General features: G+C 36.4%; 21 protein-coding genes. 5 read left to right on the top strand and 16 right to left on the bottom strand.

Annotation, left to right across the window (positions count from 1 at the left end; all coding sequences use genetic code 11):
* Window positions 1-35: 35 nt before the first annotated feature.
* Window positions 36-998: a peptidylprolyl isomerase gene (locus ACIQ38_RS11145; RefSeq protein WP_402822393.1), complete on the top strand. Its 963-nt coding sequence runs from the start codon at window positions 36-38 to the stop codon at window positions 996-998.
* 48 nt (window positions 999-1,046) lie between these two features.
* Here the strand turns inward: ACIQ38_RS11145 and yhaM are convergent, their stop codons facing one another.
* The 6 genes from yhaM to ACIQ38_RS11175 form a co-directional block, all read right to left on the bottom strand.
* Complete coding sequence (gene yhaM / locus ACIQ38_RS11150; RefSeq protein WP_402822396.1) at window positions 1,047-1,985, bottom strand: 3'-5' exoribonuclease YhaM; 939 nt, start codon at window positions 1,983-1,985, stop codon at window positions 1,047-1,049.
* Complete coding sequence (locus ACIQ38_RS11155) at window positions 1,982-4,699, bottom strand: ATP-binding protein (protein WP_402822399.1); 2,718 nt, start codon at window positions 4,697-4,699, stop codon at window positions 1,982-1,984. The genes yhaM and ACIQ38_RS11155 overlap by 4 nt, the downstream gene beginning before the upstream one ends.
* Window positions 4,696-5,898: a metallophosphoesterase family protein gene (locus ACIQ38_RS11160; RefSeq protein ID WP_402822402.1), complete on the bottom strand. Its 1,203-nt coding sequence runs from the start codon at window positions 5,896-5,898 to the stop codon at window positions 4,696-4,698. Before ACIQ38_RS11160 ends, ACIQ38_RS11155 begins: the two co-directional genes overlap by 4 nt.
* A gap of 97 nt (window positions 5,899-5,995) precedes the next feature.
* Window positions 5,996-6,193, bottom strand: coding sequence for a hypothetical protein (locus ACIQ38_RS11165; RefSeq protein WP_402822405.1), 198 nt, complete (start codon window positions 6,191-6,193; stop codon window positions 5,996-5,998).
* A gap of 26 nt (window positions 6,194-6,219) precedes the next feature.
* Entirely contained in the window at window positions 6,220-6,531 is a 312-nt protein-coding gene (locus ACIQ38_RS11170) for a DUF2178 domain-containing protein (RefSeq protein WP_402822407.1), read from the bottom strand.
* 2 nt (window positions 6,532-6,533) lie between these two features.
* Window positions 6,534-6,731, bottom strand: coding sequence for a helix-turn-helix transcriptional regulator (locus tag ACIQ38_RS11175; RefSeq protein WP_402822410.1), 198 nt, complete (start codon window positions 6,729-6,731; stop codon window positions 6,534-6,536).
* Window positions 6,732-6,871: 140 nt separating this feature from the next.
* Between ACIQ38_RS11175 and ACIQ38_RS11180 the strand changes: the two genes are divergently transcribed.
* Window positions 6,872-7,057, top strand: coding sequence for a YhzD family protein (locus ACIQ38_RS11180; RefSeq protein ID WP_402822413.1), 186 nt, complete (start codon window positions 6,872-6,874; stop codon window positions 7,055-7,057).
* A gap of 172 nt (window positions 7,058-7,229) precedes the next feature.
* On the opposite strand, the gene ACIQ38_RS11185 is transcribed toward ACIQ38_RS11180, so the two are convergent.
* The 5 genes from ACIQ38_RS11185 to ACIQ38_RS11205 form a co-directional block, all read right to left on the bottom strand.
* The gene (locus ACIQ38_RS11185; RefSeq protein ID WP_402822416.1) at window positions 7,230-9,356 is read right to left on the bottom strand and encodes a sensor domain-containing protein; all 2,127 of its coding nucleotides are present in this window, start codon (window positions 9,354-9,356) and stop codon (window positions 7,230-7,232) included.
* Between the two features lie 468 nt (window positions 9,357-9,824).
* Window positions 9,825-10,604, bottom strand: a complete 780-nt coding sequence (locus ACIQ38_RS11190; protein ID WP_402822418.1) for an enoyl-CoA hydratase — start codon at window positions 10,602-10,604, stop codon at window positions 9,825-9,827.
* A 118-nt stretch (window positions 10,605-10,722) separates the two neighbouring features.
* Window positions 10,723-11,067: a YlbF family regulator gene (locus ACIQ38_RS11195; protein WP_402822420.1), complete on the bottom strand. Its 345-nt coding sequence runs from the start codon at window positions 11,065-11,067 to the stop codon at window positions 10,723-10,725.
* A gap of 15 nt (window positions 11,068-11,082) precedes the next feature.
* Window positions 11,083-12,225, bottom strand: a complete 1,143-nt coding sequence (locus ACIQ38_RS11200; protein WP_402822561.1) for a DUF445 domain-containing protein — start codon at window positions 12,223-12,225, stop codon at window positions 11,083-11,085.
* A 66-nt stretch (window positions 12,226-12,291) separates the two neighbouring features.
* Window positions 12,292-12,681 carry a ferritin-like domain-containing protein gene (locus ACIQ38_RS11205; protein ID WP_402822423.1) on the bottom strand — a complete coding sequence of 130 codons (390 nt, stop codon included), beginning with the start codon at window positions 12,679-12,681 and terminating at the stop codon, window positions 12,292-12,294.
* A gap of 72 nt (window positions 12,682-12,753) precedes the next feature.
* Between ACIQ38_RS11205 and ACIQ38_RS11210 the strand changes: the two genes are divergently transcribed.
* The gene (locus tag ACIQ38_RS11210; protein ID WP_402822426.1) at window positions 12,754-12,957 is read left to right on the top strand and encodes a YheE family protein; all 204 of its coding nucleotides are present in this window, start codon (window positions 12,754-12,756) and stop codon (window positions 12,955-12,957) included.
* Window positions 12,958-12,989: 32 nt separating this feature from the next.
* Here ACIQ38_RS11210 and ACIQ38_RS11215 read toward each other — a convergent pair whose 3' ends face one another.
* The 4 genes from ACIQ38_RS11215 to chrA all read right to left on the bottom strand — a co-directional run bounded on the left by ACIQ38_RS11215 (window position 12,990) and on the right by chrA (window position 20,142).
* Complete coding sequence (locus ACIQ38_RS11215; protein ID WP_402822429.1) at window positions 12,990-14,246, bottom strand: MFS transporter; 1,257 nt, start codon at window positions 14,244-14,246, stop codon at window positions 12,990-12,992.
* 885 nt (window positions 14,247-15,131) lie between these two features.
* Entirely contained in the window at window positions 15,132-16,871 is a 1,740-nt protein-coding gene (locus ACIQ38_RS11220) for an ABC transporter ATP-binding protein (RefSeq protein WP_402822432.1), read from the bottom strand.
* Window positions 16,868-18,610, bottom strand: a complete 1,743-nt coding sequence (locus tag ACIQ38_RS11225) for an ABC transporter ATP-binding protein (protein WP_402822435.1) — start codon at window positions 18,608-18,610, stop codon at window positions 16,868-16,870. The genes ACIQ38_RS11220 and ACIQ38_RS11225 overlap by 4 nt, the downstream gene beginning before the upstream one ends.
* 389 nt (window positions 18,611-18,999) lie before the next feature.
* A complete protein-coding gene (gene chrA / locus ACIQ38_RS11230; protein WP_402822564.1) occupies window positions 19,000-20,142 on the bottom strand; it encodes a chromate efflux transporter in 1,143 nt (380 codons plus the stop codon).
* Window positions 20,143-20,379: 237 nt separating this feature from the next.
* Here chrA and ACIQ38_RS11235 point away from each other — a divergent pair, with 237 nt between their 5' ends.
* Window positions 20,380-21,720, top strand: coding sequence for a hemolysin family protein (locus ACIQ38_RS11235; protein ID WP_402822438.1), 1,341 nt, complete (start codon window positions 20,380-20,382; stop codon window positions 21,718-21,720).
* Window positions 21,721-21,801: 81 nt separating this feature from the next.
* Complete coding sequence (locus tag ACIQ38_RS11240) at window positions 21,802-22,689, top strand: cation diffusion facilitator family transporter (RefSeq protein ID WP_402822440.1); 888 nt, start codon at window positions 21,802-21,804, stop codon at window positions 22,687-22,689.
* An 860-nt stretch (window positions 22,690-23,549) separates the two neighbouring features.
* On the opposite strand, the gene ACIQ38_RS11245 is transcribed toward ACIQ38_RS11240, so the two are convergent.
* The gene (locus ACIQ38_RS11245) at window positions 23,550-24,197 is read right to left on the bottom strand and encodes a response regulator transcription factor (RefSeq protein ID WP_402822443.1); all 648 of its coding nucleotides are present in this window, start codon (window positions 24,195-24,197) and stop codon (window positions 23,550-23,552) included.
* Window positions 24,198-24,202 lie beyond the last annotated feature (5 nt).

Below are 24,202 nucleotides of genomic sequence, written 5' to 3' on the forward strand. Positions count from 1 at the left end.
ACAACTGCAGCAACAAGAAGTTAGGAGAGAATTTCATGAAAAAAACAGTATTAACATTTACACTTGCAGCATCCGTTCTTGCACTAGGTGCTTGTAGTAATGATTCGGCATCTAACAGCGAAGTAATCGCTACTTCTAAAGTTGGAGATATCACGCAAAATGATTTATATGAGGAAATGAAAGCATCAATCGGAGATCAAGCATTTCAACTTCTAATGATTGAAAAAGTGCTAGCATCCAAATATGAAGTCACAGAAGATGAAGTAAACAAACAATTAGAAGCAGACAAAGAACAATATGGCGATAGCTTCGATGCAATTATCGCACAACAAGGGTATACAGAAACTTCTTACAAAAAATTCATCGAACTTAACTTAATGCAAGAAAAAGCATTAATAGAAGACATTGATGTAACCGAAGATGAAATTAAAGCCCAATACGAAAATATTAAAAACGAAATCCAAGCTCGTCATATAGTAGTAGAAGATGAAGCGACTGCTAAAAAGGTGAAAGAAGAAATTGAAGCAGGAAAAGACTTTGCTGAAGCTGCAAAAGAGTATTCTACTGAACAAGCAGCGCAAACAACTGGTGGAGATTTAGGTTGGTTTAACAGAGCAGCTAATATGGATGAGAAGTTTTTAGAAGGTGCATTCGCATTGGAGAAAAACGTCCTTAGTGATCCAATTTTATCTAGCTTTGGCTATCACATCATTGAAGTAACAGACAAGCGAGAAATCAAAGAATCTTACGAAGATAAAAAAGCAGAACTTGAAAAACAATTAAAATTAGAAAAAGCAGATACTTCAGCGTTACTAACAAAAGTAGCGAAAATGATGAAAGATGCTAATATCAAAATTAAAGATGAAGATTTAAAAACAGCGTTAGATGAATTTTTAGCAGCTGCTGATACACCAGCACCAACAGAAACTGACGCAACTACAGAAGATGCTGATAAAACAACGGACGATGCAGATGCATCGACAGAAGAAAGCAAATAATTATATATAATAAAAGCGTAAAGGACGTGTGCCTTTACGCTTTTTTTGTTATTCAAATGTTGGTTTATAGAAGGAACGATTTTCAAGTGGGAATAATCGCTCCGTGAACTCTCCTGGATTTGTTTTATCTAATGCACGGTTGAGCATATTCATTTTTGCATCGATATTATCAATATAGTGCAAGATTTCGGCTTCTCTAACCATCGGACGTTTAGGGCTTCCCCATTCTTCTTTTCCGTGGTGAGAAAGCACCATATGTTGGAGAAGCATTACTTCTTCTCCTTCTATTTGAAGTTCATCTGCTGCTTTTGAAATTTCGTTGACCATAATCGTAATATGGCCAAGTAAATTTCCTTCTGTAGTGTATGTTGTTGCGACTGGACCAGATAATTCGATTACTTTTCCGACATCATGTAAAATAATGCCCGCATATAAAAGATCTTTATTAAGTGTTGGATATAAATCACATAATGCTTTCGCAAGTTTTAACATAGATACAACATGGTCGATTAGTCCAGATGCATAGTCATGGTGATTTTTCGTCGCTGCTGGGTATGTCATGAAAGCAGGTTGATGTTTTTTTAATAAATGGCGAGTAATTCGTTGAATCAATGGATTTTTCATTTCAAAGAAAAACTGCATCAGTTCTTCCATCAGTTCTTCTTTTGTCTTTTCAGCAGAAGGTACAAGATCATTAATCGTTACTTGTTCATCCGATTTTGCTGGTCGAATGCTTTTTACTCGAAGTTGAAACTTCCCTCGATAATCTTGAATTTCTCCTCCGACACGAACGATTTGACTTGCTGCATATAGTTTTTCATGCTCCTCATTCGTATCCCACAGTTTTGCTTCGATATCCCCGCTTTTATCTTGTAAAACTAGTGACATAAATGGTTTGCCAACAGTCGTTATTCCTTTTGTTGATTGTTTGATTAGTAAGAAGTGATCTACTGGATCCCCTACTCGTAGTTGTGTAATACCTTTCATTTCACATTCCCTCCACTTCCGGCTAAAATGTCCGCTACTTGGACGATATGTGCTTCATTCCAGACATATCGTATATTTTCATGACATGTAAAATAAAGTAGTTGATGTTTATTTTGTAGCTCTGTCATTAATTGTACCATGTGTTGCAGCCTGAAACGATCGAAATGTACAAAAGGATCGTCCATTATAATAGGAAAAGCTGTCTTTTCTTTTAATGACACAGCAAGTGCAATTCGTAGCGATATATATGCTTGCTCTTTTGTTGCTTGACTAAGCTCCGCTATTTTGAAACGTTGCCCATTTGCCTTCACCGCTTCAAAGCTTCCTTCTGGTGCTAATATTAACGCGTCATAGGAATGGTCTGTAAGCGTCCGAAAATAATGCTGTGCGTTTTCTAACACTTCTGGAAGACGTTTTTCCTTCAACTGCATCATTGTCTTTCTAATCGCTTCTACAACAGCCTTATAAGCAGCCCACTTTTTTACTAGCTCTTTGAGCTCTGTTTTTTTCTGTTCCAGTTGTTGTAGTTTTTCACTTTGTTCTTCGTTTTCGATTAACTTTTTCGTTTTATATAAAAGGGATGCTTTTTCTTGTAGTAATTCGTTTCGTTCTTGTTGAAGGTTCTGCAGTTTTTCTTTGCATTCCTCTTCAAAGCTTTCTTCATAAGCATGGAGACTTACAGGGTGCTCCCCTAGCTGCATATGAATCCGTTCGATTTCTCTTTCTAATGTGAGTTTTTCTTCATACAAATGATAAGTCGTATAATACCCTTCTTCTGTTTCTACTTTTGCTTCTTTCAAGAGTTCGGCTATTTTTTCTACGTATGCAGTAAGCAATAATCTTGTTTCCTGTAGTTTTGTCTCAAGTTGTCCAATTTTTTTAGCTGAAAACTGTTGATCTTCTGCTTTTTTCTTTTCCGTTAAATAATATTCACGTAACTGATGGAAAAGCATATCTTCTATTAAATGGATCGTTGCTATTTCCTGGGCTCGTCCCAATAGTTGTTGAAGTCTAGTTCTCACTTCATATAATTTTGTTTCCATTTGATCTAATTCGAGTTGTTGTTTTTGAATGATTCGAAGTCTATTAAATACTTCTGGCAATAAACTAGGTGAGAGCTGTTCACTAATATGATATCTTTTTAAAAATGCGTATATTAAATATTGATTTTCTTCTCTCTCTTGTATTAATCTACTGATCGTATATTCCAATTGATCTATTTGCTCTTTTAACGTTTGCTGTTCCCTCACTAATAGACTTTCATACTTTTGCATATCCCCTGCTTGTTGCATTGTTTCTAGCATAAACATAAACCCTATATAAATAATTGCACTAAAAATGACAGTTACAAGTGCAATGATCCAATTCGCTTGGAAGAAACTAAGCGTTAAACCGATTATCATAATAACTCCTATAAAAAGAAGAGCTATTCCTTTAGCATTTTTGCTCCCAGAAGATGATCTGCTCGTGCGCTTCGATTCGTTTACACGAGTTTGATGCTTATTGAAATCTTCTTGTTTCATTTGCAGTAGACGTTTTTCTTGCTGCAACTGTCTTTCTAGTTCATCTTGTTTTTGAATTATAGAAACGAGCTGATCCTCTTGTTGTATAGATACATCAACATCCATAATATGGTTTAAACTTTTTTCCCAATCTACTCCAATTAAGGAAAGTTGTTGCATTTGGCTTTGCAATGTTTTACTTTGTTCCTCTTCTATTTGTATTCGCTTTGCTCTGAGCTCATGCCACTGTGTTTCATTATTCAAATAGGATTGTAATGCTTCTAATTCTTCTGGGGTCAGGACTTGTTGGTTACTTGTTGTAGTAGCAAGTTCTTCTTTTAATTGTTCCAGCGTAATTTTCACACTAACTTCTTTATCTTTGATGGACTCATAGCGACGTATTCCATCTACCGGGAAAGTTAAATGCTTCACTTTTTCTATAGCTTGTTCAAGCTCTATTTCTTTTTCCTTAACGGGTTTTAGTTGCTTCCAACGTAAATACTGTTGTAATTGATCGGTAATACTTTTTTCCTGTTCAATCATTTTCGCTATTATCAGTTCCAGTTCATGTAATCGTTTGATGGAAGGCTCATACTTTTGTACTTCTTCCATCTGTGATTTCCATTCTAACTCTAATTCTCGTAACTCTTCTATTTTTTGATTGATCAATGGCTTTTTGCCTGTTGGTTTAAAGAGTTCTCCCATTTCTTTAACAAATTGAGTTTCCACATTTGTTAGCATATCCATCCCAGTAGTTCCTGAGGTGAGCAGTGTTCTTGTTAGCTCTTCTTCTGTCATTTTTTCAAAGCCTTGCAATTGAAGCAATGAAAAAGAAAAAATTGCTTCGAAATCTGTCCTACTATAGGAATGAAGTAGATCGGAAAGCTCCTTCTCTCCACCACGCCTACCATCTTCAAAGTATAGCACTACATCCCCACTTGCTTTCCCTTTTACCCGCTCTACTATGACACGAGCTCCATGCTCATCTACTAAATGAAGTTTTCCACCATACATGGCCCCACTTTTCGGCTCATATCTTAGGAGTTGCGCATTTTTTTGTGGAAATCCAAAAAGAATATGCAAAATGAATTGCTGAATCGTAGACTTCCCTGCTTCGTTTTCCCCATAAAAGACATTAATGCCATCTTTCAAATCGATTTCTACATTTTCATGCTTTCCAAAGCCGTAAATATGAATTTTTTCTATTTTCATTGATTATCCACCACTTTTGAAAGGATTTGATCTGCTTCCTGCATCGTTTCATCGATAAACTGTTCATCAATAACTGGCAAATATCTGCTACCTTTTGGATGTCTATATAAATCTTGTAATACATGTTTCCATTCAAAAGTATCCCACTCGCTCATCATTTCTAGTAACATATTCGATTCTTTTCGTTCTTTTTTAGGAAGATTTACATGCAATTCCTTCAAGATTATAAATGATTGACCCATCTCTATACTTTCTTGAATAAGAGATAACCACTCTTCTTTAGAGGATCCTTGTATGAGCTCACTCGTCTCATCTGAGATATCGGTTAAAGTAAGTTCGACGATGGCGTTTCCATTTGCTTCCCTGTAGGATTTGAGCGTTTGTTCCAGATGATTTATTAATTCATTGGCATGGACAATTCCCTCACAAGAAACTTCTACTTCATCATATATAAATGCAGAGGAAGGGATAAATTGAAGTATTTCCTTATTTTCTGTTAATGTAACCTCATAAAACCCTTTTAAGCCCTGCTCGTTTCGGTGCCGACTTTGCGTATTACCTGGATAAACAATTGGAGGATCACTATGCAAAGTTTGACGCTTATGAATATGACCAAGTGCCCAATAATTATATCCTTTTGCGATTAAATCACTTTTTCGAAAAGGTGCATATACATCATGTTCGTCGTTTCCTATCACACTTCCATGCAGCATCCCAATGTGAATATGTTGGCCATTTGAGACTGGGTAATGATTGTGCATCTCCTCCAAAATATGTCGCTCTTTATAACTAAATCCTGATATATGGATTTCATTGCCTTTAATATGGAGTGTTTTCGTTTCCACTTCTTCTCCAAATACCCGCACATTATCTGGAAGCTGAAACCGTACCCAATTGCCACTTAAATGATCATGGTTTCCATAACAAATAAAAACAGGAATCCCTTTTGCCTGCAATGCTTCCATTCCTTTTTGAAATAAAGCTTGGGCACGTAAACTTCTATTTTCCCCATCATAAATATCCCCAACTATTAACACGAAATCTGGCTTATTCTTCACTGCAAATTCTATAATATTAGTCAATGCATGAAAGGTGCTTTCCCGTATGTCTTTCCACTTACTTTGCGGAATGGAGGAAATCCCTTTAAAAGGGCTGTCCAAATGCAAATCAGCAATATGTAGAAATCGAATTTCTGTCATTGCTTCCACCTCATTTCTAAAAACGAATATTTGTTCTAATTTTATCATAAAGAAAAGACTGTATACAAATGAATATATACAATCTTTCTATCCTTTGCTAGTTAGCATGATGTTCTTTTTTCATTTGTTGTAAAGTTGCCATTAAACCAGTGAATCCTGCTAAAAAAGCAGGGAAAATACTAAAGAGTAAAAACTTCCAATTGTCTGTTATTAATGAAACACATAGGAAAATCACCGGAATTCCAATCAATGCAAATAAGGAAATAATTAGCGCTAGTTTCGTATTGTTTTTCATAATCATAACTCCCCCATCTCAGTTTTCTAGTTAGATCTATTAGCAATGAGTGATCCAATTCCATATGAAAGCATATGGATAACCCAAATCGCCGTCATTAAGAAAAATGCTAATCCTGGTCCTTCCATAAAAATAACAATCAGCCATACGATTAAAATGGTTATTGTTGTAACAGTCCAAGATAAGGAACGGGCTTTTTCATGAATCTTCATATATCGTTCATCAAACCATCTTCTTTTCTTTCCTACACTTCTCATAACTAAAAATACAATTGCCATGATTAAAATCGCAAGCGGTAAACCTAACAAAAAGGATAATAAATCAAAGTTTTCATACATTCCTATTCCTCCTCATAGATAAATATTTCTTCTATTGTACATTGGAACAATTTTGAAAGCTTAAAAGCTAATGTAATGGATGGGTTATATCTACCCTTTTCTAATGAAATAATCGTTTGTCTAGAAACATCCAACAAAATCGACAATTCATCTTGCGTCATCCCAAGTGCCATTCGCTTTTCCCTCACTAAATTTTCCATCCTAATTCCTACTTTCTTTGTAAAGCTAGCTTTACGTAAAGTATACTTTACTATCCAACAAGACGTCAAGCTTACTTTACATTTATTTTTAGAATTTTTAATGTATAATATATTTAAGACGAATAAAGGGGTGTGTTTTAATGAAGACGTATAAATTTACAGCATTTGAACCAACAGGAAAGCTTATTGCCGAAGAAACATGGACTTTCGAAAACGACGAGGAAGCAAAGAAAAAAGGGGAAGCAGCAATTGAAGAAAAAGGGCTACTAGATTCCACACATCGTTTAGTAAACAGCGCTGGGAAGCTTGTTTTGTTTCATGTGTAAGAATGGTAAAGGACTAAAACCTTTGTGGTTTTAGTCCTTTTTTGTGTGGTGTGATTTCTTAAGAAATGAGTTTAGTTGGAATTTTTGGGTGGTTAGTTGGAAAATTAGATTTTTCCCACCAAAAAGCGACCTGTTCGATTAACAGGTCGCTGCTTTATTTTATCATTAATACTTAGAATGCTTCTTTCTTTTTAACAAGCATTTCTGTTATTTTCCATAATTCTACGGGTCTAGAAAAATAATAACCTTGGAAATAGTCACAAAAGTTTTCTGTTAAAAATTTTAGTTGACTCTCTGTTTCTACTCCTTCTGCTGTTACTTTCATTCCTAGGCGATGGGCAAGTTGTATGATCAAATGAATGATAGCCCTTGCTTTAGGATCACTCTCAATATCTTTTATGAACATCCGGTCTATTTTGAGAATATCGAAAGGATAATTCTTCAAATAGGACAATGATGAGTATTGGGTGCCAAAGTCATCAATTGCAAGTTGAACACCATAATCTTTTAGTATTTTCAGTTTATTGATTGTTTCAGTCTGAAAGTCCATTAATATGCCCTCTGTAATTTCGAGTTCTATTAATTGTGGAGGAATATCGTGTTCTTCAATTGTTTGAATAATTTGGTTTACTATATCCTTCTGCTCAAATTGTTTTGGCGATATATTAATTCCCATAACCATTGGTGGAAGTCCCATATCCAACCATTCTCTTATTTGTCTAATTGCGGTCTTCATTACCCAACTGCCAATTTGATTGATCATTCCATTTTTTTCAGCGACGGGAATAAATTCATTTGGGAATATCACTTGTCCATCAGGGGTTTGCCAACGTATTAACGCTTCAAAACCTACTAATTGCGAATCTTTTTCTATTTTAGGTTGATAGTGCAAAGTAAATTCTTGATGTTCCATAGCATTAATCAATTTGCTTTCGATATTAAAGCGGTTCAATGGAGAAAAAAGTAAATCCGATTCGAATATACGAAAACCGTTATTGCGGCTTTTGTTTGCTTTAGATTCATACATGGCTAAATCCGCATTCTTTAAAAGTTCCTTTACAGTGTTTCCTTGTTCTGGAGAAAAAGTGGCACCAATGCTCAGCGATATATAATGACTTTGATTTTCGATTACATAAGGTTCATTCATATAATCAATTAAAGCTTTACAACGGCTCATCAACTCTTGCTTAGAAGTAACATTAGGTGTGGCCAAAACAAATTCATCTCCACCGAGACGTCCAATCACTTCATGCGGAAGAACAAATTGTTGTAATCTATTAGATACTATTTTTAATAAGTCATCGCCAGCTTGATGACCGAAATGATCGTTTATATATTTGAAGTTATCTAAATCAAATAAAATAACTGTCACTAAATGATCAGATTCTCTATTCATTAACATTTCAGATATGCGGTCCGTTAAAAACCTGCGATTAGGAAGTCCAGTTAGTGAATCATGATAAGCCATATGAGAGATTTTTAGTTCAGCTTCTTTACGACTCGTAATGTCAGTGCGGATAGCTGTATATTGATACACCTTACCTTCTTTATCTAAAAAGGGAACAATGGTTGTATCCACCCAATATAATTCTCCATTTTTTTTCTTATTTAATATTTCTCCTCGCCATATACTGCCATTTCTTATAATTTTCCACATTTCATTAAAAAAACTTTTCGGATGATATCCAGAATTAGTCATAGTATGAGGACTCCCAACTAATTCATTCCGACTATATCCTGAAATTTTACAGAACAAATCATTAACATACGTAATGTTTCCGTGTATATCCGTAAAGGTGACAAGTGTCGATTCATCCAATGCATACTTCATATCTGCCAAATGGCGAAGCGTATCATCCAACTGGATTTGAGTCTCGCGTAGAGCAGTAATATCTTGTGTAATTCCAGTAACTCTTTGTTCATTTATATAGTGAAGATTCGCTTTCACAAGCACGTGAATTAACGATCCATCCTGTCGAATTATTCTATATTCATTTTCTACGAGTCGAGGTTCCACATTACCTTCAAATAAGGAACTAGCTTGCATTATCACGCTTTTTCTATCTTCCTCATAAACATAGTTATTGATATATGTAGTTATAGGAAGTACTTTTGGCATATCAGGATAACCCAACATTTCGATAAGTTCTTCACTTAGGTGTAAATACCCAGTTTGTAAATCATATTCCCACATACCAATTTTGGAGATTCTCAACGATTCCGAATAGGCTGATGCATTAAAGAGACTGCTGTTATGATTAGTATTATTTTCAAGGTTTCGAAAGGTCTTATTTGACATAATTTTACACACATCCTATACATCCATTTTAGGACTTCACACATATGATATTATATCTATTTATCATATGAAAAGATATGATTTTTATCACAGTAAATGAGAATAATTTTCACTGTTAATAATCCATTTAATGCCTTATATTTTTTTTTATGGATATTTATCAATAAAACAGTGACCGGTTTCTATTTAATGACCGCTACTTATTATTGATACTTCTTTATTCATCCCAATTCCAATAGGTGATTTCGCCCAGTTGAACACTCCGAATTTCTTTTATATCCTTCAATTTTAAAAACACTTTGACTTGGTCCGTTATAACACCGCTCCACAAGCTTGGAATCCTTGTTCTGAAGTTTCTTAAATCCTCTATGTTAGTTGTAAAAGGATATTTTACCCACAAAAAAAGCAGAAGATCGCAAATTCTTGATCTTCTGCTGCTAATTATTTCACTCATTTCAACGAACAACTTTATACTCCTTTGAATGCAGGCTTACGTTTTGAAACAAATGCATTTAGCCCTTCTACATGATCTGCCGTTTTACGCATTGCTGTTTGAGTTATTGCTTCTTGCTCTAATATAGACTCTAGCTCTTTTATTTGTACTGCATGTAAGATTTCTTTTGAAGCAATCATTGCCGCTATTGGTGATTGTAGTAGCTTTTGTGCATAGGACGTTGCGGTTGCCCATCCTAGTCCATCGGATGCAACTTCATCCACTAAGCCGATTACTTTTGCCTCTTTCCCAGTAAATAGCTGGCCATTCCACATTAGTTGTTTTGCTTTTGGAATTCCAACTCTTTCTTTTAAGAAAAAGTGGCCTCCACCATCTGGCACTAGTCCAATGCCAATAAAGTTCATAGCCAATTTACTATTTTCTTCGGCAATGACTAAATCGCAACCAAGTACCATACTAAAACCAAGCCCTGCTGCCGCTCCGTGAACAGATGCAATTGTAATTTGTGGTAAAGTATACAATGCTAATGCAATACGTGATACATATTTCATCGCTTCTTCTATATTTAATGAATTCTCCGGATCAATCATCGCTTTAATATCTCCACCAGCCGAAAATGCGCGACCTTCTCCTTTTAACAGCAGTACTTGCACCGAAGTATCTTCTTTTATGGATTCCAAGCAATCTGCAAGCTCCATCATCATCACTTCATTCATCGAGTTCATTGACTCTGGTCGATTTAATGTTAAAGTGGCGATTCTTCCTTCTTTTTCTAAATTAATCGAAGTAAACATTCCATTCTCCCCTTTGTAAATGAATAGTTATTCATTATTATTACATTCGCCATCATTCACGATATTCCTTCTTTACGATAAAAAAGGATCTCACCCAATTGTGGGGAGATCCTTTTCATTAGATACCTTCATATAAATCTTGTACAGGTTTGATGAGCACACGATTTACTTCTTCGATTAATTGACTTAATGCCATTTCTGCTTGCAGCATTTGTGCAATTTTTGCATTGTTTTGGGCAAGCTGCGCAGTTTTTTGAGCATATTCTAATTCTTCGCCAGCAATTTCTTCGCCTTTCATTTGCTTTTCCTGAAGGGTTAATTGGATTTTGCGAAAACTTTGGAATAGTGCTAATGCTTCTGCATCAGCTTTTACAGCATCGACGGCTGCCTTTACGTTAGCGAACTCAGTTGTTTTGCGTAATGTTGCTTCTAGTTTGTTAATGTCGTCATAAATATTGATCATTATAGTTAGCCCCTTTTATCCCGTAATAAATACGATAATCCCTTGAACAATCCCAATAAGACCTCCAAGAAATCCGCCTAAAACGGTAATCATTTTAAATTCTCTTTTCGAAATTCCAAGTACAATATCTTCCAAACGTTCTACTGGGAAAGAATCGACTTGCTCTTTTACCATATCTTCTAATTTCATTTTACGCAATACTTCTTCTAATTTTGCCTCGGCTTCAATAAAAGCAAAATTAGTAAGCTTAGGAACTAGCTTTGTTTGCGTCCATTCTGCTGCTTCTGGGAAATAAAAAACTAAGCTGTGACTTAAACGTTCCTCTATTGCCAGTTGTTCAGTTAAATATTTCTTCACATTTCCAATGACCGGTTCAAAGTCAAAGCCATCAATCATCTCTACAATTGGACGATCTTTTAACTTTTCCCATTCATTACGGACAATATTTTCTAACATATTTTTTGTTCCAGGAGCTTTTAAAAATTTCAAGATTTCAGGTTGTACTTTTCCTGCAAGTGAGGAAGATTCTCCAACAAACATTTGAATCATACTACCGAGTGTTCCTTTAGTCGAAAGAAAATCATCAATTAAGTTTTTTACTGTCATTTTGCCTTGTTCCGATTCGAAAAAGTCTTCTCCCTTTTCCAAAATATAAGCAACAATTTCGCCAACTTTCATATCTGCTTTTTGTTGCCAGTCGACAGGTGCTAACTCACGGATTGTTTCCTGTTCGAATCTAGATTTTAATTGTTTAAACTGGAGATCTACTTGATTTTCAATTTTTCCATTTGCCATGGACGCAATATTTTCAATACCACCGAGCTTTAACCAATCTGCAATTGTTTTATCGGAAAGAAGTATCTTTTCATTCAATTGACGGACGATCAATTTAGTTGCCTTTTCTTGCATATCTTCATTAAAATATTTTCTTTTAAAAATTTCAGGAGTTAATAGGTGATTAATCACTGTATTTCCCAATTGTTTTGCTAGTTCATCTCGTCTTTTTGGTATTAAACCGGGTGTGAATGGAACACGCCAGGATCCGATATATTTTGCCTGATGTGGTCGAAATAACATTTTAATCGCTAAATGATTCGTTACTGCTCCAATAGCTGCGCCGACGACTGCCATAAATGCGATTGTCCATATAAAATTCATCTGTTTCACCTTTTTCCTCTAGCTTCAAATTTATTATAGCAGAGGAAGGACAAACACTAAAAGAATTTACAATGCGTTGTACATGGTCGAAAATCGAATAGCATGCTCTGTTTCGTCATGCATCGCCACAAACAGCGGAGCGTATGCCTGCTGAATCGGTATTTGGAGCAGCATTTCTTTGTACATTTCGGCTGCTTCTAACTCGTCTTTAATTGCACTTTTTGCACATTCTTTTAGATCAAAACACTCTTTAGGCTCCGGGAAATTTTGAACAAATGTCCCCGTCAGCATATAATATAATTGTTGGAACATTTCGTAATGGCTTTTTTCATCTATATAGACATGCTCGATAAAGCTCTGCCAATACGGATCATCCGTTAATTTATACATAGAACGATAAAAGTGATAATCTTCATATTCGTTTAGTATTGCTTGTTTTAATTTATCAGTAAACAATTAGACGCTCCTTCATTAGTCATTTCTACTAGTGTATGCGAATAAATTATGCCACATGAAAGGTTGATAGAATTGCTACAGCATTTTAGTTTTAAACCCTTATATGAAAACAAACAATTACCAGGTTGGTCTATTTCTTTCTTTTATAAACGAACGAGATACGCCGCTGAATATGAGCCTGATGGCACGATCAAATGGATTGGCGATGCGCCTGGCGACGAAGAGACTGTCAAGAAAATGATTCATGAGCTTATGCTTTTTCATGTATATGACTAAAAAAACGCAAGGGATTTTTTCCCTCGCGCCTTTTATGTAGCTCCCAACTTTTTTCTTCCAAATAAAATATAAAAATAAGTAGAAGCGATAATATATAAAACTCCTGTAATGGAAAATGCAAATGCATAACCCCAGTAATAACCGTGCGCCATTACAAGACCTGTAGCTATCCCACCAGTACTTGCCCATCCGACATGAAAAACCATCTGATTCACTGAATTCGCAAGCCCTTTATATTTATCATGCACAAGATCCATCGCAATCGCACTTTGAATCGGATTACCAGCATTCATCAACGCTTGACGTAGTAAAAATCCAAGCGAGGCAATAATTAGTGAATTTGTAAAACCCGTTAAAAACAAAAATGGAATGGAAAGTAGCTGAAATATAACTAAGGCACGGACTTGCCCCACTCTTTTCACTAGAGCCGGCCCTAATAGCATAGCAACTGCAGTCATTGCAGATCCAAGTGACAAGATTAAACCAATATATGCATTCGATGCATCAAATCGATTGGAAAAATACAAATTCAAATAAGGTATGACTAAGCCTGAACCCGTTCCTATTAGTAAATTGGCAAATCCAAACAGTAATATAACGGTAATATTTCGTTTAAAACTACTCGGCACACTTTTTACTACTTTTTCTGTCGGTTTTTCTATTTCTTCTGTTTTTTCACTTGGCTTTAATTGGAATAAGGGAATTAACCCTAATCCAAATAGGATGGACCCTATTATTAATACCCACTTGATCGAAACAAGCACGGACATATTTGCATAGACGTGTAATACATCCGCCAATACCCCGCCACCTAAGCTTCCAATAACACTTGCAATAGTAACTAATGAAAAATGAATACTAAATAAGTGCATTCGCTCGCTAGCACGAGAGTTCTCCGCAAGAAAAGGGACACCTGAAACTTGGACTAACGCCATAAACAAACCTGTTAGAAACGCAGCGTATATAATGGACTGTTCGCTTACCGTGACGCTGCGGTAAAAAAGAGTTAATACCGTAACAATCGTCCCAAGAATAATCATTCCTTTTCGCCCGTATCGATCACTTAGAAATCCTGCTGGAATAAGTATTATAGCCGTTGCAAGCGAAGTCATCGAGATAACCGTTCCATTTAGCGTTTCGGGAAATCCCAATTCTTTAATATATAAATTATACATAACGGCAAATATGCCCATTCCAATTTGTATGAACATATTTGCAAGCATAAACAATCGAATATTTCGATTGAAGGAAGCTATTTTGATTTTCCAATCCTGTAGCGCAGTTAACATAGAGGACCTCTTTTTTATTTTATTTCGATTCTCTAAATATACGATTTTCGTTAGAAAAATTCAATAGGCAGTGATTGTTAGTTAATAAAAAATCTTCTCTAAAGGATTGGTTGCATAATGTAGGGATAATGTGTCGTAAAGCCCTATTAGGTGGCCGCTAAGATTTTCGCTGCAATCGTACGCTTTCCGCCGGGTAAGCGATGAGCCATCCCCGCCGCTTAGGCGTACGTTGGGATGTCTCTTTTTGCTCACTTATCCGGCTGGAGTCGACGCTTGCAGCGAAAATCAATGGAAATCACTTGCTTATTCAATATTTGCTTGCTAGTAACAAAGCTTGCTACATTTTATGGGTCTATTTTATCCAGTAAATGGCTTAGAGCAACCAATCATTCATGGAAAGCAACCGGTTCCAGTTTGAAAGCAATCAAATAGCCGATGAAAGCAACTAAATTCTTAAATAAGCAAGTCTACTCGGTTGAGATGACCACGATTTTGGCGCATTATGGAAATAATATACCTAAAAGAACTCCGAACTTACCAGACCGGTATCTGCTCGACAAGTTTGTCGTGTTCAGCTGTCTTATTATCAAGTTCGCAGTGTATATTGTCTCGTTCAACCACTTATTGTTAATTTCGGACATTGATTAGTTAGTAATCTCCATTGGATTTTCGCAGCAGGGAGGCTACTCCAGTAGGATCAAGTGAGTAAAATGAGCCTTCACAACGTACGCGCGTAGGCGTGGCGGTGAAGGCTCATCGCTCACCCTACGGAAAGCGTCCGCCCTGCTGCGAAAATCCCTGCGGACACTTCATACAACTCACTACTGCGCATTATCTCTACAATATGCACTTAATAAAATAAAAAAGGGAATATCCCCACACGCATTATGCATGTGAAGATACTCCTGCTTGTAATTTATACATTTGCTCATAGCGTCCTTGTAGTTGCAACAATTCGTCGTGCGTCCCACTTTCTACAATTTCTCCACGATCTAATACTAAAATGCGGTCTGCGTTTTTAATAGTAGAAAGTCGATGCGCAATGATAAAAGTCGTTCTGCCTTTTTTCAGTACATCCATCGCATGTTGGATAATTTCTTCTGTTTCCGTATCAATATTAGAAGTTGCTTCATCTAGAATTAGAATAGCTGGGTCGAAGGCAAGTGCTCTTGCGAAAGAGACAAGCTGTCTTTGACCAGAGGATAATGTACTCCCCTTCTCAATAACTGGTTCATCTAACCCTTTTTCTAAGTTTTTCAAAACTCGTTCTCCCCCGACTGCGGCTAATGAAGCTTCTACTTTCTCACGAGAAATGTTCGGATCATTTAAGCTCACATTCGATGCAATTGTTCCGGAGAATAAATACGGATCTTGTAAGACAATTCCCATATGATCGCGAATTGTTTGTCTTGGTACTGTCGTAATATCGGTACCATCGATTAGAATTTTCCCTTTCGATGGATCATAGAAGCGGAACAATAAATTCATAATAGAGCTTTTACCAGATCCTGTATGACCTACAAGCGCTACAGTTTCCCCTTTATTAGCTATAAAATTTAAATTTTTCAGTACATATTCTTTTTCCTTGTATGCAAATGAAACATTTTGAAACTCTACATTTCCTTCGTATCGCTCCATTTTTGTATCTTCGACTTTTTCACCTGACTCATCGAGCAATCTAAACACACGTGAACCTGCTACAAGTGATCTTTCCAATTGTGAGAACTGGTTGACTATACCTGTAATTGGGTTAAATAATCGTGTTGTATAGTCCACAAATGCATAAAGCATACCAGCTGAAACGATAGTACTTGGCTCCATTGATTGGAAGCCGAAATACGTAATGAACATAACGAACATAATCGAACGCAAAACACTAACTAAGTTAAATGATGTAGCAGAATCCAATACTAATAATTTCTTTTGATAGCGATAATGCTCTTCATTCATCTCTTCAAATTCACGGTCCATTTGCTTTTCTCGTTTAAAGGCTTGAATAATGGACATCCCTTGAATCGATTCATTAAGCATTGCATTTAAATCCGCAATTTTCGTTCGAACGATATGATTATATTTAGACGCATATTTCCGGTAACTAATCATCCAAATATATATGATTGGAAGAACAAATAGAGCCATTAAAGCCATTTGAACATTTAAGATGAAAAGTGCAACGTAAACACCTATTATCGAGATAATACTCGTTGCAAATTGTGATAATACTTGCACATATAAATTACGAATTGCTTCCGTATCATTTGTTACACGAGCGACAACCTTACCAGCTGGCAAGTTATCAAAGTACTGAATCGGTAACGTTTGGATATGTTGAAATACATCGTTTCGTAATTTTTGTATCACCCGATTTGCCCCTATTTGTAGCTGAATAAACATAAAGTATCGAAAAATTGCTGTCACAATACTTAAACCAAAAAACAGTGCTAGTAATAGTAGAATCGGTTGAAATTCAATCGTACCTTCTACAATATGTTCATCAATAACTGTTTTAGCGATGAATGGCCCAGTTAAATCGGCTATTACAGCAATGGTTAAAAAGACTAAACCAAGCAAAATTGGCTTTTTATAAAATAATGCGTAATGGTAGAGTCGTTTTCCTGTACTCATGACGACACCCCCTCAAGCTGTTGACGATCGTATTGTTCTTTGTACCAACCATTTTGCAAAAGAAGTTCTTCATGTGTACCTTCTTCTACAATTAGTCCTTCATCTAGCACGATAATATGGTCTGCATGCTGAATACCAGATAATCGATGCGTCGTAATAATTGTTGTCTTCCCACTACGTTCCGTTTGGATATTTTCAATAATTTTCGCTTCTGTTTTTGCATCTACTGCCGAAAGCGAATCGTCTAGTAGTAAAATTTCTGGATTTTTAATAAGTGCTCGTGCAATGGACACGCGCTGCTTCTGACCACCCGATAAGGAAACACCTTTTTCTCCTACTAAAGTTTCTAGTCCCATCGGAAGATTCATCAAATCTTGTTGGAAATGCGCTAAGCGGATTGCATCTTCTAGCTCTTGCTCCGTTGCATCCTCTTTTCCGAATAGGATGTTTTGGCGAATCGTTCTAGAAAATAACACATGGTCTTGCGGAACATAGCCAATCCATTCTAAAACTTGATCTTTTGTTTGTTCAGAAATGGCAGTTTCTCCAATTGTTAATGCCCCTGTACCTATCGGATATTCTTTTAATAATTGCTTCATAAAAGTCGTCTTTCCAGCACCTGTTTTCCCGACAATACCAAGCGTTTGCCCTTTTTCTAGATTCACTCGAATATTTTGTAAGTTTTTCACTTGGGACAATGGATATTGGAATCCAACTTGTTCAAATCCAATAGAGCTTGCGTCTTGTAACGTAATTGGATTCTTCGGATCTTTGACATCTTGTTCATAATCCAATGTTTCTTGCACACGGTCTAAGGAAGCATTACCACGTTGCATCACATTTATCAACTCACCAATTGCGAACATTGGCCAGATAGCCATACCAAGGTAAACGTTAAAAGTGATTAAGTTACCAACTGTCATTTCACCTTTAGAAACTAAGTACGCGCCATATCCTAAAGCAACAACATAACTAATACCTGTACCGACTTTTGTAATCGGTCCAAATAATGCATCAATTCGTTCCACGACCATATTTTTTTGATAAACATCTTCACTCATATCCGCAAACTTTTTTTCATCTGCACGTTCCTGCACATACGCACGAATAACTCGTACTCCAGCGATTGACTCTAACACGCGGTCATTTAATTCACCAAACGCATCTTGTGCGATCATATATTTTTCATGAATGATTTTCCCTAAATATTGCATAATAAATGCCAGAATTGGTATCGGTAAAAGTGCAAAGAATGTAAGCTTCCATGAAATGATGAAACCCATTGCAAGTATAAGTGCGGACATATACATCGTAGAATCGATCAATGTCATTATTCCGAACCCCGCAGTTTGGGATACCGCATTTAAATCATTTGTTGCACGAGCCATCAGATCGCCCGTTCGATTTTTTTCATAAAAAGTTGGTGTCATACGTAAAAATTTACGATTTAATTTCGTCCGTAAAATTCGCTCAATGGAGATTGATCCACCAAATAACTGATATTGCCATATAAAATTGAGTATATACGCTACAACGATAATAACTAAAAACACGAAAAAGTATTGCCATAATTGACTTGTTGTCATTTCTCCTAAAGTAATGGTATCAATGGCGTTTCCAACAATCCAAGGAGGTAAAATTTCTACAACACTTGCCACGATAAGCAATCCAACTGCAACCGTATAACGCACCCAATTATCTTTAAAAAACCATTTTAATTTAAATAAAACCGAAAACATTCTCTAATCCCTCTTTTCTCTTTAGATCTTCCTAAATATTCAGCTATCCGCCTTCTAGATATTCTTTTAATAAAATTTGTTTTGTTCGTTGAATAGACATACCCAACACTCCTCACTGTATTTTCACCAAAAAATGGAAATAAATGAATGCAAAAAAGCACATTACCCATATTACGGCAATGTGCTTTAAAAATAGACAGGATGATTCCTTTATACGTCTACTTATTAAATCATTCTTCGTTAAATGGTAGGTATGAACAAATTATGCAGTTTTGTAAGCTATCTTTTAAACGAATCATTATTCATACCTCCATTTCCATTTATTTAGTGTCCCTTAACATTAGCATACAGAAATTTCCGCTGTCAATACTTTTAGAAAAATAAATTAATTAGATTAAGTGAACAACTGCTCCAAGTAGTATACTTACTAATACTATTTTAATCGGCGCCAATTTATACACGACTAATAACGTAAAAGTAATTAATACTATAATAAAATCCAATGTATTTGTAACTGCGCTCGTAAATACAGGATCGTATAATGCAGCAAGTAAAATCCCAACTACTGCTGCATTGACACCTTTTAACGCTGACTGTATTCCCCTTTTGGACCTAATATAAGACCAAAACGGTAAAGTTCCAATCACTAATAAAAATGACGGCAAAAACATGGCAATAACTGCCACAAGAGCACCGGGAATTCCGGCAGTCATTTGCCCTAAATAACCTGCTAATGTAAACAGTGGTCCGGGAACTGCTTGAGCCGCTCCGTATCCAGCAAGAAATACATCCGGTGCAATTTCTACTTCTCGCTCAAGCATTGGTAAAACGACATGTCCCCCACCAAACACAATTGATCCAACTCGATAATACGTATCAAAAATAGAATAATAGACAGACGAAAAAAATGGCTTCAAAAGAGGTAATGAAATCAGTAAACCCAAAAAGAGTATCCAACTAATAATTCCTGTCTTTTTCCCAAAAGTGAGTGCCATTTTTGGAGCGGGCTCAACTACCTCTCTTTTGTAATATAAATAGCCAAATATTCCCGCAGCAACGATAATACTAATTTGTCCAACAGCAGTAGGAATAAGCAAGGTCAAAATAGCACATGCTATCGCAATAGAAATACGTACCTTATCAGGAGCAAGTGATTTTTGCATACCAAGTAATGCATGTGCAACCACTGCCACAGCAACAATTTTCAGACCATGAATCCAGCCACTCTCAAATGATCCTGTGTTTAAGACGAAGGTAGCAAAAAGCATTAATATAATAACGGAAGGCAATGTAAAGCCTAACCAAGAAAGGAATCCTCCAAGAATACCTCCTCTTAACAACCCAATCGATATTCCTACTTGAGATGATGCTGGACCAGGTAAAAACTGGCATAGTGCCACGATATCTGCATACAGTTTATCATCTAACCATTTTCTCTTTTGAACGTATTCTTCTCGAAAGTATCCAATATGTGCCGCTGGTCCTCCGAATGAAGTTAACCCAAGCTTGATAGCTACTTTTATTATTTCCATGTATTTATTCTTCAATTGCTTATCCCCCTATCTCTCCAACTACTATTATCGTATTTTTGAAGTCATTAGATTGATAAGATTATGTTAATTTTCTAAAGAAACCCGCTTCCATCGAGAAGAAAGATTTGTATTTTCTTTTTATATATTTTATTATTAAACGTATAAACTATTTTTTATAAAAACAGGAGGTGTACACTTTGTTCTACCCCTCATTTGGGTTAGGGACAAAGTAATTATTTGGACATAGCCATACGATTGACAGCATTTGCTGTCTTAATCGCATTCACTGCATTTTTCGTTGCTAGTGAATTTGCAATTGTAAAAGTAAGAACGACAAGAATTGATCAGCTAATAGCTGAAGGAAACACTAGGGCAATAAATGCAAAAAAAGTTGTTTCTAATTTGGATGAATATTTATCTGCTTGCCAACTTGGGATCACCATCACAGCCTTAGGTTTAGGTTGGCTTGGGGAACCAACAATAGAAGCGATATTACATCCAGTCTTTGAGTATTTCGCCCTTCCGGAGAGTGTTACCTCCGTACTTTCATTTATCATTGCATTTTCTCTTGTAACATTTATACATGTAGTTGTTGGGGAACTAACACCAAAAACAATGGCAATTCAAAAGTCAGAAGCAATTACATTAGCTGTTGCAAAACCGCTTATCATTTTTGACCGCCTTATGTACCCGGTTATTCACGGTATGAATGGGTCTGCCCGATTTTTAGCTACACGAGTTTTTGGCTTAAAGGCCGTATCAGAGTCGGAAGTGGCCCATTCAGAAGAAGAGCTTCGTATGATTCTTTCTGACAGTTTTAAAGGTGGAGAGATAAACCAAGCCGAATATAAATACGTAAACAAAATTTTCGAATTTGATGATCGTATTGCGAAAGAAATTATGGTTCCGCGTACCGAAATTATTTCGATTGAAAAAGATTTAACACTCAACGAAGTATTTGAGTTAATCGGAGTGGAACAATATACAAGATACCCTGTAACAGATGGGGACAAAGACCATATAATTGGACTCGTTAATATGAAAAACTTATTAACAGCCTATATTAAAGATCCTGCAAATGCATCTACTCCGGTAATTGACTATATGCAGCCAATTATTCGAGTGATTGAAAATATGCCGATTGCGGATTTATTGCTTAAAATCCAACGCGAACGTATTCATATGGCCATTCTTATGGACGAATATGGTGGTACTTCTGGTCTTGTTACGATTGAGGACATTATTGAAGAAATCGTTGGTGATATTCGCGATGAATTTGACACGGATGAACTTCCAGAAGTTCAAAAGTTAGCTGAAAATCATTATATTATCGATGCAAAAATGTTAATCGAAAATGTGAATGACTTACTTGGTATCAACATTGATGAAGAAGATATTGATACAATCGGTGGATGGTTTATGACAAAGAGCTTTGAAGCGATTAAAGGCGAAAAAATTGTCGAACAAGGATATGATTTCATGGTCAAAGATATTGATGGGCATCATATTCAATACTTGGAAATCATTAAAGCCACTCCAGCTAATGTTGAGCTAGAAAAAATGCCTGAAGAACAATAGAATATGATGTAATAATGTGAAACGACTCTCAATTTGAGGGTCGTTTTCGTATGCCAATAAATGTTGAAAAGAGGAAACACTTTGGAGCTATATACAAATTTACGTGAAGGGGAAAAGGGTGCTTGGGTTAGTATTTGCATTTACTTACTGTTAAGTACTTTCAAACTTAGTGCAGGTTTTCTTGGTTCATCGGAAGCGTTAAAAGCAGATGGGTTAAATAACTTCACGGATATTATTGCATCTATTGCCATACTTATCGGACTGCGGATTTCACAAAAACCACCCGATGATCATCATCAATATGGTCATTTACGTGCAGAAACAATAGCCTCATTAATTGCTGCCTTTATAATGGCATCCATTGGTATTCAAGTAATTATTCAAGCGATTCAACATATAGCTAATCCAGTCCAACAAGCTCCTTCCATTTTAACTGCAATCGTCGGACTAATAAGTGCGCTTGCCATGTATATCGTTTATAAATACAATTTAAAACTAGCTACTCGTATCAATAGTACAGCACTAAAAGCAGCCGCATATGATAATCGTTCAGATGCATTAGTTAGTATTGGTGCAACGATTGGAATATTGGGCTCCATCTTTGGCTTTCCTATTTTAGATGCGATTACTGCATTAATCGTTGGACTCATTATCATTTATACGGCTTATACTATTTTTCATGAAGCTGCCTATACATTATCGGATGGCTTTAATGTAGAAGAAGCTGAGAGTTTATCTACGATCGTTAAACTTGTGCATGGCGTAAAAACTTTAAAGGATTGTAAAGGCAGAATGCATGGCAATCTTATGTTCGTCGATTTAACTGTTACGGTAGATCCTGATCTTAACGTCATTGAAAGCCACCGTATAACCGAAGAAATTGAGCAAAAAATAATGAAAGTAAAGCCTTTTTCCGTAGTGCTTGTGCATATCGAACCAGACTTATCGAAAGAAGAAGTTATTGATTGATCGATTTATCATTTTGGAGAGTAAAGCGCTGATCACTTCCGTAATATGCCTTATTATTAATAGGATGTAGCACATAATGGCGATAATGTGTCGTAGCGAGTTCTATTAGGTGACCGCTGTGATTTTCGCTGCAGGACGGACGCTTTCCGTGGGGTGAGTGATGAGCCTTCACCGCCGCGCTTACGCGCGTACGTTGTGAAGTCTCATCTTACTCAAACAGAGGAACAAATGCTAAGAACGCCACATCGTGTGGCAACGCCTTTGTGACCAACCTCCTGTTGGCCTCCTTCGGAGTCGCCGTCCTGCAGTGAAAATCATCGGCAAATTGCTTGCTTATTTAGTCTCGACTTGCTAAAAATAAAACCTTCTACAATTTTTCGACTATGTGAATCCAATAAATGGCTTAGGACAACTAATCGGGCATTGAAAGCAACTAATTCTACTCTGAAAGCAATTAAAATCAGTGCAAGAGCAACTAAATTGCTGGTGAAAGCAACTAATTCTTGATACAGCTCTTTACTTGGAATGAGACGAAATGATTTCAATACATACTAGGAATTATATATCTTAAGGCCCGCCGAACTTGCTGAGTTACCTCTACTAGAATAGTGTTGTCGCGTTCGAGGTGCGTATTGTCGCGTTACATCATTAATTGTTTATTCTAACCCTTTATTTGTTAGTAACTTCCATTTTTATAGCGGACACTTCCTTCTACTCTTTACGACACTTTATCCCTAGAATGCGTTAGCAAAAAGTGACTTAACTTTCTTATAAATAGTTATTCATGTTTATAGAATGTTACAATTTCCCAGGCAATAATAAAGGAAGGACGCAAGATTTTTGCGTCCTTCCTTTTCACTTTATTGTCCACTTGGCTCCGTAAGACCGTGTTTGACTGCATATAATGCTGCTTGTGTGCGATCTTGAACTTGTAGCTTGGCGAATATATTTGATATATGTGTTTTCACTGTTTTTTCTGTTACGAATAAAGACGATGCAATTTCTCGGTTGCTTTTTCCTTTTGTTAGCTCTGACAAAACATCCTGTTCCCTTGGTGTTAATGGATGCTCTTCATGTGGGGAAAGTGGCACAACTTCCACTTCTTTTTGTAGTTGGGAAGTTGCTTCTGGATGTAATGTATTTTCCCCCCGCATCAAGGCACGTATAGCCTCTGCCAAATCATCCGGTTCTATATCTTTTAACTGATATCCTGCTGCTCCAGCATTTAATGCCGGAATAACATGGTCACGATCGGAAAAGCTTGTCAGCATTAATATTTGTATTGCTGGATATTTTGTTTTTATTCGCTTGGTCGCTTCGATGCCATCCATTTCGGGCATCACAAGGTCCATTAACACAACGTCTGGCTTCAACTCGGAAGTCAATTCCACCGCTTCTTTACCATTAGAGGCTTCCCCTACAATATCCATATCTTTTTGTGTTTTTAAAAAGAACATTAGGCCCCTTCTCACTACATGATGATCATCCGCGATTAATACACGTATCATTCCTA

It is taken from the genome of Psychrobacillus sp. NPDC096389 (assembly GCF_044762855.1).
Taxonomy (GTDB): Bacteria; Bacillota; Bacilli; order Bacillales_A; family Planococcaceae; genus Psychrobacillus.

Bases quoted from the DNA above. Each gene is read 5' to 3' on its own strand.
- ACIQ38_RS11145 (WP_402822393.1), top strand. From the start codon at position 36: ATGAAAAAAACAGTATTAACATTTACACTTGCAGCATCCGTTCTTGCA.
- yhaM (WP_402822396.1), bottom strand. From the start codon at position 1,985: ATGAAAGGTATTACACAACTACGAGTAGGGGATCCAGTAGATCACTTC.
- ACIQ38_RS11155 (WP_402822399.1), bottom strand. From the start codon at position 4,699: ATGAAAATAGAAAAAATTCATATTTACGGCTTTGGAAAGCATGAAAAT.
- ACIQ38_RS11160 (WP_402822402.1), bottom strand. From the start codon at position 5,898: ATGACAGAAATTCGATTTCTACATATTGCTGATTTGCATTTGGACAGC.
- ACIQ38_RS11165 (WP_402822405.1), bottom strand. From the start codon at position 6,193: ATGAAAAACAATACGAAACTAGCGCTAATTATTTCCTTATTTGCATTG.
- ACIQ38_RS11170 (WP_402822407.1), bottom strand. From the start codon at position 6,531: ATGTATGAAAACTTTGATTTATTATCCTTTTTGTTAGGTTTACCGCTT.
- ACIQ38_RS11175 (WP_402822410.1), bottom strand. From the start codon at position 6,731: ATGGAAAATTTAGTGAGGGAAAAGCGAATGGCACTTGGGATGACGCAA.
- ACIQ38_RS11180 (WP_402822413.1), top strand. From the start codon at position 6,872: ATGAAGACGTATAAATTTACAGCATTTGAACCAACAGGAAAGCTTATT.
- ACIQ38_RS11185 (WP_402822416.1), bottom strand. From the start codon at position 9,356: ATGTCAAATAAGACCTTTCGAAACCTTGAAAATAATACTAATCATAAC.
- ACIQ38_RS11190 (WP_402822418.1), bottom strand. From the start codon at position 10,604: ATGTTTACTTCGATTAATTTAGAAAAAGAAGGAAGAATCGCCACTTTA.
- ACIQ38_RS11195 (WP_402822420.1), bottom strand. From the start codon at position 11,067: ATGATCAATATTTATGACGACATTAACAAACTAGAAGCAACATTACGC.
- ACIQ38_RS11200 (WP_402822561.1), bottom strand. From the start codon at position 12,225: ATGAATTTTATATGGACAATCGCATTTATGGCAGTCGTCGGCGCAGCT.
- ACIQ38_RS11215 (WP_402822429.1), bottom strand. From the start codon at position 14,246: ATGTTAACTGCGCTACAGGATTGGAAAATCAAAATAGCTTCCTTCAAT.
- ACIQ38_RS11220 (WP_402822432.1), bottom strand. From the start codon at position 16,871: ATGAGTACAGGAAAACGACTCTACCATTACGCATTATTTTATAAAAAG.
- ACIQ38_RS11225 (WP_402822435.1), bottom strand. From the start codon at position 18,610: ATGTTTTCGGTTTTATTTAAATTAAAATGGTTTTTTAAAGATAATTGG.
- chrA (WP_402822564.1), bottom strand. From the start codon at position 20,142: ATGGAAATAATAAAAGTAGCTATCAAGCTTGGGTTAACTTCATTCGGA.
- ACIQ38_RS11245 (WP_402822443.1), bottom strand. From the start codon at position 24,197: ATGATACGTGTATTAATCGCGGATGATCATCATGTAGTGAGAAGGGGC.